Origin of the sequence: Geobacillus sp. G4 (genome assembly GCF_040327975.1) — a bacterium.
Lineage (GTDB): Bacteria > Bacillota > Bacilli > Bacillales > Anoxybacillaceae > Geobacillus > Geobacillus thermoleovorans.
On the sequence record NZ_JBEPJY010000010.1, the window covers coordinates 1 to 16,680 of the forward strand.

Below are 16,680 nucleotides of genomic sequence, written 5' to 3' on the forward strand. Positions count from 1 at the left end.
GAAGCAAGATATTCCCATTGATGTGATCAAAAAACAGCTCCGTATCGCGTAAGGGGTACCCTGTTTGTCTCTCTAACAATGGAAATTATTGTAATGAAAAATGCTCATCTACAGAAAATAAAATGAATTTTGTGCATTTTGTTCATGGAGGTATAATCAGACCTGATATCAAGCACCTAGCGGAACGCTGGAGTCTCAAAACAAAAAAAGACCGCCAGCCTTCAAAGCAGACGGTACATAAAACTTTGGTACAGTACATACTTTCTGACTTTCGTTCCTCATCTTTTATGCGACAGGACAATCATCCGTTTTTTTACAATCTATCACTTACGAATCAATGATTTCATCTGCCTCTTTTGTCGCCGCCAACCGTCCTCGTTAGATAGCCGCCTCTTGTGTTTAATTTCCCTGCTCTTCAAGCAATTCCCAAACATCTTGCTCTGGAAGATCCACCAACCGAGCAATATCTTCCACCTTCATTCCTTTGCGCGCCATGTTGCGGATCAGTTGTTTCATTCCTTGCTTCATTCCTTGTTTCATTCCCTGTTTGATCCCTTGTTCAATCCCGCGTTTAATTCCTTCTTCCAACCCCTGTTTTCTTCCCCTTTGCTCATAGGAAATGATCAGCTCCAACATTTTCTCTTTTTCTGTCGTTTCCATCTCCTTCACCTCTCTTTGCAGTTGTTGCTCTTCCTCCTCCGACAGCTTCACATACGTTTCAAAAAAGCCCAACAAGAGCCGTTGCCTCGCTTCATCCAGCTCCAATCGCACCAACATGCGCAAAAACTCTTTTTTCAACTCAATTTTCTCACTTTCAGTATACCCCATTTTGCCAAGGAGGGCAGCCGCAATCGGATTGTCATGCCGGATATAGTCTCTCCAATGTTTCTTGCGCAACTCCACCGGGAAAAAGCGAAACTGCAGCACGTCGCCAAAGGGAAACTCGATTGAGAACACGGACGGTTCTTCGCGGAGGGTGTCATGGCTGAAGACAGCGATCGGAACGATGCGGGTGCGGTATTTTTCAAACAAACGGCTGAAATAGATAAACATGCGCTCTGGAAACGATGGTTGCACGTAGCTTTGATTCTCCACATGAACGATGATCAGCCCATCCTCCCCTTTCAGCTTCGTCTCGACTAATAGATCGACGCGGTATTTTTCACCTGCCGTGACATCGGTAAACAGTTCTTCGGACAGAAAGGACAAATGGCTGAAATCAATGTGTTCATGCATGTCGGGAAAAAAGAGGAGAAGAAACTCTTCGAAGAACGTTTGGATCAGTTCTTTAAACAACCGGTCGTGGTCAATAGCCATTCCATCACCCCTCTTTGAACGTGTTCAATTCTATCCATTCGCAAGCAGGGGGTGAAAATCCTGCATCGGGGACAGAAAAAGTTGTACCGTACTGTATAGCGCTTCAGTCCCCCACAGGTACGATAAAAACGTATTCCTGTACCACGTGATTTAACTGTTGAACAGATGTTTCAATCCCTCATAGGTACGATAAAAACGGGGAGGGAGGAGCGCCAGCGTGAGAAAGCGGTCTAGTTTCAATCCCTCATAGGTACGATAAAAACTGGGTGTCCGACAGTGTCGGACTTGTGGCAGAAAATGGTTTCAATCCCTCATAGGTACGATAAAAACACAATCGCTAGACGGCTAAACGCCGCGACGTCGGACTGTTTCAATCCCTCATAGGTACGATAAAAACGGCATGGAAAACATGCTTGTAGGAGACGTGACGATGTTTCAATCCCTCATAGGTACGATAAAAACGCTCTTTTTTTATCCATATCTCATTGATCGGCATTTTGTTTCAATCCCTCATAGGTACGATAAAAACGGTGGGCTAGAGTTCGGGAGATACAAAAACCTAAAAGTTTCAATCCCTCATAGGTACGATAAAAACGGTCTGAAAGCCGTTCTAAACCAGTTTATCAGCTTGTTGTTTCAATCCCTCATAGGTACGATAAAAACTTACGCGCTTTTGTCACCATTTTGGTGACTACGAGGGTTTCAATCCCTCATAGGTACGATAAAAACCGACTTGCTCCTCATCCGCCGCCAGGATGATGTCGAGTTTCAATCCCTCACAGGTACGATAAAAACACTTTTTCGTTCATTGGCGTTCCTCCTTTCGCTTGATGTTTCAATCCCTCATAGGTACGATAAAAACGTATAGAATGGTTGTTCCGTCGGCACTTCTCACTTTGTTTCAATCCCTCATAGGTACGATAAAAACCCAAACCATTCGCATAAAATCAAGCTTTTCCCCTTTTGGCTGTTTTCAGAATATCACGTTTCAAAAATTCTGTCAATACTGTTGAGCCGTGTTGGTTGTAGGATTTTGACGCAAAAAAATATTGTCGTCGATCCCCCGGGGTTTTTGCACGATTGGAGGTCGACGACATTTGAAAGGCGGTCAGCTTTTGTTTTTCTCCATTCTCCCGTACTCTTCCCTCACCGCGGCCACAAGCGGGTGCGCACTCTCAAGCCCCGCGTATTGCCGAAGCGCTCCTTCGATTCCGTGGTGTGCGATCGTTTGTTGCAGAGCGGCGGCTTCTGCATCGCTCGCATCATCAAAGCGCAACAGCGCGGCAATTCCTTTGGCGAGACCAGCAGGAACGCTGCCAAATAGTGTGCAGTATTGCGTCGCCGGAGCGATGAGCCGGTCGTTCGGCCCGAGCTTGCGGATCGGCGAACGGGCGACACGGACGATATCGTCGGAAAGGGACGGGTTGGTGAAACGCCCGATCGTCGTTTTGATATAGGAACGGTGCTCTTCCTCATGCCATCCGTGCTTTTTCAATAAGACGGCTCCCGACTCACTGAGCGCTTGCTCGACATTCAATCGAATACCTTCATCGTTCATCGCTTCCTGGACGGTTTTGTAGTTTCGCAGATACCCTAAGTAAGCGGCCAACGCATGGCCGGTATTGACCGTAAACAATTTGCGCTCGATATACGGCTCTAAGTCAGCGACAAAATGAGCCCCTTGAATCGGCGGAACAGTGCCGATGACGTTTCGCGTTTCAATCGTCCATTCGAAAAACGGTTCCACCGTGACAGCGAGTGGATCGTCATTCGTCTGATTCGGCACGATGCGGTCGACCGCGCAGTTGAGAAAACCAACGTTTTCATCTGCCAGCTGCTGCCCAGCCGTGGAAAGATGGGCAAAGACGTGCATTTTCAGCGTTTCCGTGCCGCCGATCATGTTTTCACAGGCAATGACGTGAAGCGGCTTCTGATGAACCGTGAAGCGCCGCTCAAGCCCAGCGGCGATGACTGGCGCAATAGCCGGCAAAATGTGCGGGCCGACCGCGGTCGTCACCAAATCAGCGTCTGCGATCGCCTCGATGACCGCTTCCCGCTCCGTTTGGCTGTTCAGGGCCGAAACGCCGCGCACCCATTGTTCTTCGCGCCGCTCGCCGGCAACAATGACGCGATACTCCCCCCGCTCTTTCAGCAAACGGACGATTTGTTCATTGACATCAACGAACACGACGTCATATCCCGACGCCGCCAGCAGGCTGCCGATAAAGCCGCGGCCGATGTTGCCGGCGCCAAAGTGGACGGCCCTCATCAGCCGTTCACCTCATGGAGCAGCGCAAGAATTTCCTCGGCCGTTTTGGCGTTCGCCATGGCGGCCACATTGTCTGCTTCGGCGCAGACGAGTGCGAGTTTCGAAAGAATATCCAAATGTTTCCCGTCTTTGCCGGCAATGCCGATGACGATCGTGGCCATGTTGCCGCCTCCAAAATCGACGCCGTCCGGAACTTGCACGATCGAAATGCCGGACTGTTTCACGAGCGCTTTTGCCGCTTCCGTTCCGTGCGGAATGGCGACGTTGTTGCCGATATACGTTGATGTCAGTTCTTCCCGTTCAAGCATCGCATCAACATATGCCGGGGCGACATATCCTTGCTTGACCAACACCTCGCCGGCGAGGCGGATCGCCTCTTCTTTCGTTTTTGGTTGCGCATTGAGCACAATGTTTTCTTTGTTTAAAATCGAATGGGTCAACATCCGTGTCACTCCTTCATCGATATCCAATAATCATCGAAAAATTGTTCCAAATGGCCGCTAATAAGCGAATACACTTCGTCTTCGCCGCCATAAGCCAACGTGGCCGCGCTTTGCTCGTTCTTTACGAGCAACGTGCTCACATGGCTTAATACTGAAAGCACCTCTTCATCCGCATCAGCAGGACCGAGAAGCAACACGACCGTGTTGATCTCCATCGGCTCCCCGTCCATCCCCGCCACCGTTTGCGGCGAATCAAGTCGGTACATCGTCAGAGACGGACGAAGGACAGCGAAGCTTCGAGCGTGGTAAAGCGCCAGCGTCGTGCCAGGGACGCCAAGCCCGCCAAGCGACTCGCGGCGCCGCAGCTCCTCGATGACGACATCGGCATCGACAATGACGCCACTTCGTTCGAGGCGGCGGCACGCGTCCGTCAATATTTCATGAACAGAGCGCCTCTTGACCACCTCGAGGGAAAAACCGTCCAAAATGTGGACGATCGTCTCGCTGATGCGCCGAACCGCCTTCATCGTGTCGATGGCTGGCCTGTTTCGCCGTGCGGTTGACTCTTTCCTCATCCGCTTTTCAGCGGCCGATTTTCGCTCTAAACACTCGCGAATCTTCCGCGCTTCCTCCTCGGTCAGCATCGGGCTGACGACGATATGCGGCCCATACTCCTCAGGAAGCGGCACGGTCGAGATGACGAGATCGTACGCGCTGACATCTTTTCCTTTCCATTCAAACGCGGAAGCTTGTTCCAGCGAAACAATGTCCGGAATCTCTTTTTTCAGCCTCGTCGCTAAAATTTTCGCCGTCCCAAGCCCGCTCGAACAAATGACTAACACCCGCCAGCCTTTTTTCTCCCGCATGAGCGCGGCCGCAAAATGGAGCACCAAATAGCCAATCTCCTCATCCGGGATCGGAATGCCGCCAAACAGCTGCCGCGCCCCATCTGAGACAATGGCGAACAGCTCCGCATAGTCTTGTTTGATTGGATCAAGCAGCGGATTGGCGACCCCCATTCCGTGTTCGAGGCGATACAGAGCCGGCTTTAAATGGACGACAAGGTCTTCGTATAACGTACGGTCGGCGGATAAATCAACGCCGAGCTTATCACTGACAAAGCGGATGAGTTGTTGCGCCTTCATGCCGACGGCCAAGCTTGGCTCTTCCATCATTGCTCCTTGACGGCTGCGCCATTTCGCTCCCATCAAGTGCATCGTCATATAGCCGACTTCTTCGTTAGGGATGTCAACGTCAAAGACTTTTTCTAACGATTCAGCGAGCTCATGCGCGATCTCATATTCTTTCGTCGCTTGCAACGCCTGCAGATCCCGCGGATCGAAGTGGATCGCTTCTCCCCGCTTGATGCGCTCCATGGCGAGCGCCAAATGGACGACGAAGGCGATGTACGAACTGTCGGCCATCGTAAACGGAAGCTTTTCTTTCACTTGCTCGATTTGCTGCTCAATGACAGCGAGCTTTTTTCTGTCCACAAGCCCGAGCAGCTTCTCCGCCACGGTGTCAAGCGGAGCGTCCGTCCGTTTTTGGATCGTCTCTTTCATCAATGCCAAAAATTCGTGTTCATCAACATGGCGGAACAACAAGTCGCTCATCAAGCGCCGTTTCGCTGATTCCGAACCGGCAAGCTCCACCCCGTATCCGCGCTTGCGAATGAGCGAAAGCCCGTACGCTTCTACCGTTTGTTCCAATTTGTCCAAATCCAAGCTGACAGTGGCGACCGTGACGTTCAAGTCATGGGCCAATGTGACAAGTTTCACTGGCTCGTTGGCTTCCAACAGCGCAATTAAAATCATGAGCTGCCGCTCTTCGGGGGTGTATTCATGATGAGAAAGGCGAAACAGCTCTACGGCCAGCGCCTGCTTCTTTTCCTCTTCCCCGACGAGGCGGACGCCGACTCCTGCTCTTTTCGCGAGCTTAAGCCCATAGCGGCGGAAGACCGATTCCAAACCTTGCAAATCACGATGAACCGTGCGGGCGCTGACATTCAGTTCCTCCGCCAATTCGCCGACTGTTATGTCCCTATCGTCCGCCAACAACCGTTCAAGCAACTTCCGCTCCCGTGCCGATACGTACATCGCCGTTCACCTCCCATCACGGAACAGCATTGTTGACATTTTTGAAATAAATCTTTGCCTCTTCCATTCTTATTTTAAGGGCTTTTTTCTTGATTTGACAATGAATAGATGTTTCGTTTTCGTCATTGTTATTGTTGACAGATTTTAATTTTGCATGTACTTTTCTCTTTCGTCGTTTGACGAAGTTCACCGCGGTCGGGCACATCTATGCGGATGGGAGCGGAGGAAAGTGCCCCTAGCCGTCGAGGTAAACGGGAAATCACAAAGCAAAACGCAGGGGGAACGCCATTTCCCCTGCGTCTCATGCCGATTTACGCGTTCTTTTTCAATTGCTCGATCAATTCATCGTATTTCGGGCTGTTTAAGAAGTTTTCGACCGATACATGGTACGCATTGGGCAACTTCGCCTTCGCCCGGTCGGTCAAGTTTTGATGGGTGACGACGATGTCGGCGTCGGCCGGAAGCTGGTTGATCGCTGTATTCGTCACTTCGATATCGAGCCCGGCCTTTTGTACTTTGTTGCGCAAAATCGATGCTCCCATCGCGCTCGAGCCCATTCCCGCATCACACGCGAACACAATTTTCTTCACGCGGCCAGGAACCGCTTGGGCCACAGCTGCCGAAGCGGCTTCTTTCTGTTGCAATGCGGCAGCCACTTGGCTCTTTTTTCCTTTCAGCTGTTCCATTTTTTCCGTTGCTTTCGTCAACTCTTCTTCCTCTTCGGATTGTTTCGCCGCTTTTAAGAAAATCAAAGCGACGAGGAACGACACCGCTGCAGCGACGAACACGCCGGCTAGCACGCCGAAATAATTCCCTTTCGGCGTCATCGCCAGCAAGGCGAAAATGCTTCCCGGCGACGGCACCGCCACCAGCCCGGCATGGAGCACCGTAAACGTGAACACGCCGCTCACGCCGCCCGCCATGGCTGCCAAAATCAAAATCGGTCGCATGAGAATGTACGGGAAGTAAATTTCATGAATCCCGCCAAGGAAGTGGATAATGACTGCCCCCGGCGCCGATTGTTTCGCCATCCCCTTGCCAAACAGCCAATACGCCAGCAAAATCCCCAACCCTGGACCAGGGTTCGTTTCCAGCAAGAACAAAATCGATTTTCCGGTTTTCGCCGCTTGTTCGACGCCAAGCGGGCTTAAAATTCCATGGTTGATCGCATTGTTCAAGAACAGCACTTTCCCCGGCTCGATGAACAAGTTCGCCAGCGGCAACAAGTGCCAATCAATGATTTTTTCCACTCCTGCCGCTAACGTTTTACTGATCACAGAAATGACCGGGCCGACTCCTTTAAAGGCGAGCAGCGTCAACACGCCGCCGACGATCCCGGCCGAAAAGTTGTTGACGAGCATCTCAAACCCTTGTTTCACTTTTCCTTGGAAGAGCCCGTCTACCTTTTTGATCACATAACCGCCAAGCGGCCCCATGATCATCGCGCCTAAAAACATCGGGATTTCCGAACCGACGACCACGCCCATCGTCGCCGTCGCCCCGACGACACCGCCGCGGACGTCGTACACCATTTTGCCGCCCGTATAGCCAATCAACAGCGGCAGCAAATACGTAATCATCGGACCGACGAGCTTCGCAAACGTCTCGTTCGGCAGCCAGCCGGTCGGGATAAACAGGGCGGTAATCAGCCCCCAGGCGATAAACGCCCCGATATTCGGCATAATCATGCCGCTCAAATAACCGCCAAACCGCTGAATCTTCACACGGAAGCCTGTTTCGTTTCCGGTTGTATGCGTCATAAAGCTGTTCCTCCTTTTTGGCTTGACTGTACCTTTATCTTAAAACGCTTACAACCGGCCCTTCAATGATAAGTAAACGCGATTTTGTCAAGGGGGTTGTTGACAGGTTTTAAAAAGGAAAAGCCGAGCGCGGCGGGCGGGGTTACGGCGTTTCTTCTGCCAACGACAACGCCTCTCGATAGAGACGTTGGGAGAGATAAAATCCATTTTCAAGCAAAGTGTCTAACAGCGGCTTGACTTCCGCTATTTTCCTGTTTTTCTTTCCCAGAATCAAAACTCCGATTGTACCGATAGGCCGTAAAAGGAATTGTTTCGACAATGATCTGGCAGCATGCTCATCAATCACAACGACTTGAGCACCAAGTTCTTTCGCTCCAATAATAACTTCTAACTCCCCGGCATGGAATTTTCCATATAAACTTTCAACAAGGCTGCGATTTTTTACATGGTATAGCCTAAACACCCCCTCGCTGACCAATCGTTTGAGCTCCTCTTTTCCATAATGGCGTGGGGCATGGTTATGAACAATTTCTTGATAGACAGCTTCCGGAACATATACTTCATCAAATAGTTCAGACAAAAGAGTCAATTGACCAACGATCGACAGACCTATAATCGGTGTAGAATTAACCGTAACCCTACTCATTGTGATCCCTATTTTCTTTGCTCAATTTTTGCACCGTGTCCCAATCATCTTTGATGTGTTCCTCCGTATATTCCATCCAAGGAATCGCCTTCGAACGCAATACATCGATAAATTCCCCTAAGGATTTTCCTGCCAATTCAGCCGCTTTCGCCAGCGTCACCTGTTTTCCAACAAACAAACCAATCGCCAATGAAAGCTTTATTTTTGCCTCAACTGTGTTGCCTTCCAATTCATTAATGGCGGGCAAAAACTCTTTCGGCAAGTTCACCTGAAAGTAGTCCATGGCCATTGAACTCACACCCTTTTTTATTTTATTCTATCACACTTCGCGCCTTTTGGATGCTGTCACGGAACGAATAGCATTTCCAAATTTTTTACTACACGCTCAACACGATAGAAATGAAACCGACTCAATTGAACACTCCCCACCCGCGCTCACGTAGAGAAGTAGGGGATTCTCGGGAACACCCTAACATACGGTAAGCTGTCAGCTAAGCCATCCCTGTGCATCCCACCGTTGAGCTTCCTCAAAAAGATCGCAATCGAAGCCCTTCCTTTGTTCTTTTGGTGCAAGGGGAAGATCGTTGGTGGAAGACGCCGGTTCATCCCCCACTTACGCTCATGCTTGGAAGTTGAGGCCTTCTCGGTTCGAGGTGATAAAAAGGGGACTGACCCAAAAGGGTAATTTTCCTTAACAAAACACAACATATTGTCTATATACGGTAATAAGAAAGGGTGTCCCGATCCTTTTGGGACACCCTCTTACAGCCTATTTTACTAATATCTCGCCGTCACCATTTTCTTTCTCGTGTAAAATTCGACGCCGTCGCGGCCGTTGGCATGGAGGTCGCCGTAAAACGAGTTTTTGTAGCCCGAGAACGGGAAAAACGCCATGGGCGCCGGGACGGCGACGTTGACGCCAAGCATGCCGGCGTCGATTTCTTCGCGGAACTGGCGGATCGCTTTGGCGCTGTCGGTGTAGATGCAGGCGCCGTTGGCAAATTCCGATCGGTTGGCGATCTCAATCGCTTCGTCCAGATCGCGGGCGCGGACGACCGACAAGACCGGGGCGAAAATTTCATCCGTCCAAATCGCCATGCCTGGTTTGACATGGTCAAAAATCGTTGGACCGATGAAATACCCTTTTCCGCTTGTCGCCGAGTCGCGGCGTCCGTCGCGGACAAGGAGCGCCCCCTCTTTTTCGCCGATTTCGATGTATTTGATCGTCCGCTCTTTATGCGACTCGCGGATGACCGGGCCTAAAAAGACGCCTTTGTCGAGCCCATTGCCAATTTGGATGCGGTCGGCGGCTTCTTTGAGCCGTTCGACCAACTCATCGGCGATATCGCCGACTGCAACGACGACCGAGCACGCCATGCACCGCTCGCCCGCCGAACCGAACGCGGCGTTGATGATGTTCGTCACCGCCATATCGAGGTCGGCGTCCGGCATGACAATCGAATGGTTTTTCGCACCGGCGAGCGCCTGCACCCGCTTGCCGTGGGCGGCGGCTGTTTTGTATACATACTCGGCGACCGGCTGCGAGCCGACGAACGAAACGGCTTTAATATCTTTATGTTCTAAAATGCCGTTCACGACCTCGTGCGCTCCGTGAACAATATTCAACACTCCTGCAGGCAGTCCGGCTTCGGTGAACAGTTCAGCCAAGCGGTTGGCCAGCATGGGCGTCCGCTCAGACGGCTTCAACACAAACGTGTTGCCGCAGGCGATCGCGAGCGGGAACATCCAGCACGGCACCATCATCGGGAAGTTAAACGGCGTAATCCCGGCGACGACACCGAGCGGGTAGCGGTACATCCCCGATTCGATATCGGTCGCGATATCCGGCAGCTGTTGGCCCATCATGAGCGTCGGAATCCCGGCCGCAAACTCCACGCATTCAATGCCGCGCTGCACTTCACCGTAGGCGTCCTCATAGACTTTGCCATTTTCTAGCGTCACAAGTCTAGCGAGTTCGTCCCAATGTTCGACCAACAGCTGCTGATAGCGAAACAAAATGCGGGCACGGCGTGGAACCGGGACTTTGCGCCATTCGCGGAACGCTTCTTTCGCGGCCGCCACCGCTGCATCCAGCTCCTCGCGCGAGGAAAGCGGCACTTTCGCCAATACTTCCCCCGTTGCCGGGTTCGGCACGATTTCTTCTTTTCCGGATGTCGAGGCGACCCATTGGCCGCCAATAAAGTTTTTCAATGTTTTTGTTTCGGTTACAGAGCTCATGAATGAAACCACCTTTCTAGTCGATCTTTCAAAAGATTGGTTCATGAACGCACACAAGAGCTATGGATGATCGGCGAGCGCTTCCTTTCGCGGAAACGGCCGGCGGGCTGAACGCTTCCAAAAAGCGGCATTCTTTGCTGTCTGTTTGCTGCTGGTCGCTGTCATGCGTCCTGCAATCGCCATCCCAGCCGCCGGACTCATTTACGAACTTACGGTTTTGGTGTCGTACTGATAGTCGTAACAATAATGGTACAATGCCACAATTTCCTCATGCGTCGGCACTTTCGGGTTGTTGGCGGGGCTGCCGCTCGCAAGCGCGTCAGCCGCCATTTTGTCCACCACCTTGTCAAACGCTGTTTTGTCAATGCCCCACGTTTTCATATTCGGGATGTGCAAATCGCGGCAAAGCTGTTTCACTTCCTCAACGAGCGCCTCAGCCGCTTCCGTATCGGAAACGTCTTTGAGCGGCGGCTTGATGATTCGGGCGATCACCGCCAATCGTTCGATGGCGCTGTCTTTTGTAAACTCAAGCACCCCCGGCAGCAACATCGCGTTCGATACGCCGTGCGGCACGTGGAAAAGCGCTCCGATCGGCCGCGACATGCCGTGCACGAGCGTCACCGAGGCGTTGGAAAAGGCCATGCCGGCCTTCATGGCCGCGATCGCCATTTTCTCCCGCGCTTCGATGTCTTGACCGTTTTCGTACGCCCGGCGCAAATGGCCGATGATCGCCTCAATGGCGGATAGAGCTAACACATCGGTCACCGGATGGGCGCGTCGGGAAATATACGCCTCAATCGCGTGACAAAGCGCATCGACACCGGTCGCCGCGGTAACGGATGGCGGGCATGAGATGGTGAGAAGCGGATCAACGATCGCCACGGCCGGAAGCAGCGCCGGCTGGGAAATCATCATTTTGACGTCCGTCTTTGTATTGATAATGACCGTTACTTTCGTCACTTCTGAACCCGTTCCGGCTGTCGTCGGGATGGCGATGAGCGGCAGCGGTTTTTCGGTAAACCGTTTCTGATTGCCGACATAGTCGCTGATCGTTCCTTCGTTCGTGATCATCACCGCCACCGCTTTGGCGGCGTCGATGCTGCTGCCGCCGCCAAGAGCGATAATGACATCGCACTGCTCGCTCCGGCAGACGTCAAGCGCTTCCTTCACATGGACATCCGTCGGCTCCGTGTCAACCCCTGTGTACTTGGCAAACGTCATCCCCACCTGTTGCAAGTATTGCTCGCAACGGGCGACAAGGCCGATTTTCTCCATCACCGGGTCGCTGACGATCAGCGCTTTCGTCCCGAGCGCTTTTGCCTGTGGGCCGACTTCGGCGAACGTATTGCGCCCATACACAACCCGGCTGGGCACCAACAATTCGTACATTGTTTCCCCTCCTTTTTTGACAACGGTTTCATTTCCTTATGAAGCAAATTCCGTGCCAACATACAAAAGACGCCATGATAAGGGGGCTGTTTCGAAACAAAAACGCGTTCACCGACAGTAAGCAGACATTTCTCCTACAATACCAGACACTTATCCAACAGAGCAACAAAAAACAACGGCTTTGCCGCCGTTGCCTACAATCCGTATTTTTTCAGCTTCTCATATAACGTCGAGCGGTGAATGCCGAGCCTCCTTGCCGCTTCCGCCTTGTTTCCGCCCGCCGCCACCAGCGCCGCAGCGATGCGCTCACGTTCCGATTGATAGACCATTTCTTTCCACCGATCAGCCATCTTCACACCACCGTTTGGCAAAGACGAGGCTGCCGGTTGAACGGTCGACAAGTAAGACGGCAAGTGTTCGCGTTCTACTTTTTCCCCTTCGCCCATGCTGATCAGCCATTCGACGACGTTGACCAGCTCGCGGACGTTCCCCGGCCATGAATAGTGGACAAGCACTTCCATGGCCTCTTTGGTAAACGACTTCAACGCGACGCCAAACTGCCGGCACATCCGATCCATATGGTAAGCCAACAGCGCGGGAATATCCGTTTTCCGCTCGCGCAATGGCGGAAGATGAATGCGAATGATATTCAACCGATAAAACAAATCTTCGCGAAAGGTTCCATTCCGCACCATCTCCTCGAGCGGCTTGTTCGTCGCGGCAATAATGCGCACGTCCACCTTGGTTTCGTATAGTCCGCCGACTTTTTCCACTTTCTTTTCTTCCAAGACGCGCAAAATTTTCGCCTGCATGGCAAGCGGCATATCGCCGATTTCATCCAAAAACAGCGTCCCTCCATGGGCGAGTTGAAACTTGCCGGGCTTGCCCCCTTTTTTCGCACCGGTGAACGCCCCATCTTCATAGCCGAACAGTTCCGCTTCCAACAACGACTCAGGAATGGCGGCGCAATTCACGCTGACAAACGGTCCATCCGCATGCGGCCCAGCTTCATGGATCGCCCGCGCCACCACTTCTTTTCCTGTCCCGCTTTCACCGGTAATCAAGACCGTCGATGGCACGCGCGCCGCCCGACGAATCATCTGCTTCACAGCGGCGATCGCCGGGTGGCGGCCGATGATGCGCTCGATTCCTTTCGGGGCGGAGGCGATCTCCTCCTGCTTTTTCGCTCCCGTCTCTTGCTTCTCCTTCCGGCTTGCCTCGCGCGACAGTTCCTGCAGGCGCCGAAAAATTTCATACACTTCCGATACTCCTTGGAAAATAAGCATCCCGACCGCCCCGATCACTTTACCATCACGCCAAATCGGAATGCGGTGCACGACCATCGGCTGGCCGTAAATTTTTTGAATATATCCTCTTTCTGGAATGCCCGATTGAACGCAAATGTGCAGACGGGTGTTTTCGATCACTTCCGTCACATGTTTGCCGATTGCCTCTTCCCGGCGGATGCCAAGAAACTGGCAATACGCCCGATTGATTTCACGAACCACGCCGTCCTCATCGACAACGACCACCCCTTCGTACGCCGCATCCAACACCGTTTTCATCGTCTCAGCCAGACGGTGCGTTTCCTCCAACTCACGCCGCAGTCGCTCGAGCTCATTCGTTGCTTTGGAATCGCTTTCGGACATTGGCATTGCAGCGCAGACGCCTTCCTGTTTCGTTTCCCCCTCGTCAGAAAGCACCGTCAATGCCTCGCCGATCGTCATAGAACGATCGAGCCCATCCGCTGCCGCCCACAGCATCAGCCGCCACGTGCACCGCCCCACCGTCCGGCCGTGCTCATCGATCACGTTCACCGACCCAAGCCCAAGAGCCGCCATCCGTTGCATGACTTCTTGCAACGTTTGGCAGCGGCTGACCATCGGCGAGGTGTCGCCATTGCTCGTCATCGTCATCCCCCTTTTCGCCATCTTTTCCTTTTCGTATCGTTCGTCGTTGGCATGGAAAAATCCTTCTGTTTGCTTTTGCTTGAAAATCATCCATGGGAGCATACGTATATTCCAAAGTACAGTGCGTGTTGACGCCCGCAAAAATAAAGGTAGGCCTTCGCCTACCTTGATCGTACCGTGTTATCAACATCTTTTTATCATATACACCAAATGGTCCCAAACGCGGACTCCCCAAGACTGTTTATACATAAAGCCCTTTCTCTTTCAAATGCATCTTTTCCTTGACGTTATGGTTGACAAGATAGGTGGGATAATATCCCGACAATACATCGGCAACGTTTTGAGCGGTTTTCCGTTTTAATTCTTTTTCCGATTCCTCAGAATACCAGGCTACATGAGGAGTAATGACCACGTTTTCCATTTTCAGGAGAGGGTTGTCCGGTTGGATTGGCTCACATTCCGTCACATCGAGCCCAGCGCCGCTGATTTTTCCCTCTTGTAAAGCGCGAATTAAAGCGGATTCATCAATGACCGGGCCACGAGCCGTGTTGACGATGATCAATTCCTTTTTCGCCAAGTTAAATTGTTCGTCGCTGATCATTCCTTTTGTTTCTTTAGTCAACGGGGCATGAACGGAAATGTAGTCCGACTGTCGGAACACATCGTTCAGTCCAAGCAGTTGAACATTGAGCTCGTCAGCCACCTTAGCGGGGACGTACGGGTCATAGGCAATAACGCGCAGTCCAAAAGCTTGGGCCTTTTTTGCCAACGCTTGCGGAATTCTTCCCAATCCCACAAGACCGAGCGTTCTCCCCCGCAGCCGGTAAATCGGCTTGCCGACATTAAAATTCCATGTACCACTCTTTACTTCGTGATTCAATTTGACGATTTTGCGAGCTAGCGAAAGCAACAGCGCCAGCGCGTGATCCGAGACCTCATCGATCGAATAGTCCGTTACATTGGCTACAATAATACCCTTTTCGGTGGCAGCGTCTACATCAACTGTATTGACACCGACTCCATATCGGGAAATGATTTTGCACTTTTCCAGTTGTGCGATTACCTCTGCAGATATTGGAGCATACTGGTTGATAATGGCGTCGGCGTCCCTGCACGCGGAAATGACTTCCTTCTCTGTACGACACTGAGTGGCGACAAACTCCACATTGAGAGATGAAAGCACTTCTTGTTCAGGTGCCAACGTTTGAAATTCGTAGTCTGTCACCACAACTTTAAATCTATCCATATCGTTCTTCCTCCATTTCGTGAAAAATTCGGATTTATCGCTGAAAGACGTGCTTGGTTTTTAGACAATCATGATTGCAATGTTGCTCCAAACAAGATAGATGGAACAAAAAGGAGAAAATCCATTTTGATTTTCTCTATCATCGAGTCTTTGAGTCTGTTTTTGTTAAGCATATTTTGTGGGTGAAGAGCCGAAATCCCAAAAAACTGCTTTATATCTACCATTCAGCAACGGAACCGTCAGCATGACGCCAAACGGGATTTTTCCAATTATGTCCAACTTTTGCCATTTCTCTCACATACTCTTCGTTAATCTCTATTCCTAAACCGGGGCCCTGTGGAATTTTGACATACCCGTTTCGATACTCAAACACAGAGGGGTCCACTAAATAGTCAAGAAGATCATTCCCTTGATTATAATGAATGCCAAGGCTTTGTTCTTGGATAAAAGCGTTGTACGACACAGCATCCACTTGTAAAGAGGCTGCCAATGCAATCGGCCCCAACGGACAATGGGGAGCTAAAGCAACATCATACGCCTCAGCCATTGCAGCAATTTTTCTTACCTCGGTAATACCGCCGGCATGAGAAAGATCAGGCTGAATGATATCGACGTACCCGTCAGATAAAACCGTTTTGAAGTCCCAGCGTGAAAACATTCGTTCGCCGGTTGCGATCGGAATATTGGAATGTCTAGCAATTTCTTTTAACGCTTCATTATGTTCGGGTAATACTGGTTCCTCAATAAACATTGGGTGATATGGTTCAAGCTCTTTCGCTAAAATTTTCGCCATCGGCTTGTGAACACGCCCATGGAAATCGATTCCAACCCCAAATTCGTCACCTGTCACTTGACGTACCGCGGCCACCCTTTCGACCGCTTCCTCAATCTTTTTAAACGAATCAATATATTGAAGCTCCTCTGTTGCATTCATTTTTACTGCCGTAAACCCTGTTTCTTTCGCTTTTTTAGCCGCTTCGGCAACGTCGCTTGGACGATCGCCACCAATCCAACTGTAAACCCGAATAGAATCGCGAACCGGGCCGCCAAGCAATTCATGAACCGGGGCGTTGAAGTATTTCCCTTTAATATCCCAAAGCGCTTGATCAATTCCCGAGATGGCGCTCATTAAAATGGGGCCTCCACGGTAAAACCCCCCCCTGTAAAGAACGGTCCAATGCTCCTCAATTGCCAGTGGATCTTTGCCGATCAAGTAGTCGCTGAGCTCCTCCACCGCTGCTCGTACGGTACCGGCTCTTCCTTCGACAATCGGCTCCCCCCACCCCGAGATTCCTTCATCCGTGCTGATTTTTAAAAACAGCCACCGCGGCGGGACAAGAAACGTCTCGAACTTCGTTATTTTCAT

12 protein-coding genes and 1 CRISPR repeat array are annotated in these 16,680 nt (G+C 51.3%); all 12 genes read right to left on the bottom strand.

What is annotated here, in order from left to right; all coding sequences use genetic code 11:
* Positions 1 to 399 precede the first annotated feature (399 nt).
* Complete coding sequence (locus ABS784_RS12505; RefSeq protein WP_352512681.1) at positions 400 to 1,317, bottom strand: Rpn family recombination-promoting nuclease/putative transposase; 918 nt, start codon at positions 1,315 to 1,317, stop codon at positions 400 to 402.
* Between the two features lie 100 nt (positions 1,318 to 1,417).
* Positions 1,418 to 2,245: direct repeats of the CRISPR family, unit length 30 nt; unit sequence GTTTCAATCCCTCATAGGTACGATAAAAAC.
* Between the two features lie 180 nt (positions 2,246 to 2,425).
* On the bottom strand, positions 2,426 to 3,586 hold the full coding sequence (locus ABS784_RS12510; RefSeq protein WP_014196024.1) for a mannitol-1-phosphate 5-dehydrogenase: 1,161 nt from the start codon (positions 3,584 to 3,586) through the stop codon (positions 2,426 to 2,428).
* The gene (locus ABS784_RS12515) at positions 3,586 to 4,029 is read right to left on the bottom strand and encodes a PTS mannitol transporter subunit IIA (RefSeq protein ID WP_020279061.1); all 444 of its coding nucleotides are present in this window, start codon (positions 4,027 to 4,029) and stop codon (positions 3,586 to 3,588) included. The genes ABS784_RS12510 and ABS784_RS12515 overlap by 1 nt, the downstream gene beginning before the upstream one ends.
* Before the next feature lie 5 nt (positions 4,030 to 4,034).
* The gene (locus tag ABS784_RS12520) at positions 4,035 to 6,125 is read right to left on the bottom strand and encodes a BglG family transcription antiterminator (RefSeq protein WP_020279060.1); all 2,091 of its coding nucleotides are present in this window, start codon (positions 6,123 to 6,125) and stop codon (positions 4,035 to 4,037) included.
* A gap of 311 nt (positions 6,126 to 6,436) precedes the next feature.
* Positions 6,437 to 7,885 (bottom strand): PTS mannitol transporter subunit IIBC, encoded by a 1,449-nt coding sequence (locus ABS784_RS12525; RefSeq protein WP_352512684.1) that lies wholly within the window; start codon positions 7,883 to 7,885, stop codon positions 6,437 to 6,439.
* Between the two features lie 142 nt (positions 7,886 to 8,027).
* A complete protein-coding gene (locus tag ABS784_RS12530) occupies positions 8,028 to 8,531 on the bottom strand; it encodes a PIN domain-containing protein (RefSeq protein WP_021322439.1) in 504 nt (167 codons plus the stop codon).
* A complete protein-coding gene (locus tag ABS784_RS12535; RefSeq protein ID WP_223813678.1) occupies positions 8,524 to 8,799 on the bottom strand; it encodes a UPF0175 family protein in 276 nt (91 codons plus the stop codon). The genes ABS784_RS12530 and ABS784_RS12535 overlap by 8 nt, the downstream gene beginning before the upstream one ends.
* Before the next feature lie 509 nt (positions 8,800 to 9,308).
* The gene (locus tag ABS784_RS12540; RefSeq protein WP_069304306.1) at positions 9,309 to 10,769 is read right to left on the bottom strand and encodes a CoA-acylating methylmalonate-semialdehyde dehydrogenase; all 1,461 of its coding nucleotides are present in this window, start codon (positions 10,767 to 10,769) and stop codon (positions 9,309 to 9,311) included.
* Between the two features lie 201 nt (positions 10,770 to 10,970).
* On the bottom strand, positions 10,971 to 12,158 hold the full coding sequence (locus tag ABS784_RS12545; protein ID WP_131872279.1) for an iron-containing alcohol dehydrogenase: 1,188 nt from the start codon (positions 12,156 to 12,158) through the stop codon (positions 10,971 to 10,973).
* Between the two features lie 194 nt (positions 12,159 to 12,352).
* On the bottom strand, positions 12,353 to 14,068 hold the full coding sequence (locus tag ABS784_RS12550; RefSeq protein WP_352512720.1) for a sigma-54 interaction domain-containing protein: 1,716 nt from the start codon (positions 14,066 to 14,068) through the stop codon (positions 12,353 to 12,355).
* Between the two features lie 241 nt (positions 14,069 to 14,309).
* Positions 14,310 to 15,314 (bottom strand): C-terminal binding protein, encoded by a 1,005-nt coding sequence (locus tag ABS784_RS12555; protein ID WP_144329576.1) that lies wholly within the window; start codon positions 15,312 to 15,314, stop codon positions 14,310 to 14,312.
* 217 nt (positions 15,315 to 15,531) lie between these two features.
* A complete protein-coding gene (dgoD, locus tag ABS784_RS12560; protein ID WP_131872275.1) occupies positions 15,532 to 16,680 on the bottom strand; it encodes a galactonate dehydratase in 1,149 nt (382 codons plus the stop codon).

Coding starts and splice junctions, on each gene's coding strand:
- ABS784_RS12540 (WP_069304306.1), bottom strand. CDS start 10,769: ATGAGCTCTGTAACCGAAACAAAAACATTGAAAAACTTTATTGGCGGC.
- ABS784_RS12520 (WP_020279060.1), bottom strand. CDS start 6,125: ATGTACGTATCGGCACGGGAGCGGAAGTTGCTTGAACGGTTGTTGGCG.
- dgoD (WP_131872275.1), bottom strand. CDS start 16,680: ATGAAAATAACGAAGTTCGAGACGTTTCTTGTCCCGCCGCGGTGGCTG.
- ABS784_RS12525 (WP_352512684.1), bottom strand. CDS start 7,885: ATGACGCATACAACCGGAAACGAAACAGGCTTCCGTGTGAAGATTCAG.
- ABS784_RS12510 (WP_014196024.1), bottom strand. CDS start 3,586: ATGAGGGCCGTCCACTTTGGCGCCGGCAACATCGGCCGCGGCTTTATC.
- ABS784_RS12545 (WP_131872279.1), bottom strand. CDS start 12,158: ATGTACGAATTGTTGGTGCCCAGCCGGGTTGTGTATGGGCGCAATACG.
- ABS784_RS12550 (WP_352512720.1), bottom strand. CDS start 14,068: ATGACGAGCAATGGCGACACCTCGCCGATGGTCAGCCGCTGCCAAACG.
- ABS784_RS12505 (WP_352512681.1), bottom strand. CDS start 1,317: ATGGCTATTGACCACGACCGGTTGTTTAAAGAACTGATCCAAACGTTC.
- ABS784_RS12530 (WP_021322439.1), bottom strand. CDS start 8,531: ATGAGTAGGGTTACGGTTAATTCTACACCGATTATAGGTCTGTCGATC.
- ABS784_RS12555 (WP_144329576.1), bottom strand. CDS start 15,314: ATGGATAGATTTAAAGTTGTGGTGACAGACTACGAATTTCAAACGTTG.
- ABS784_RS12515 (WP_020279061.1), bottom strand. CDS start 4,029: ATGTTGACCCATTCGATTTTAAACAAAGAAAACATTGTGCTCAATGCG.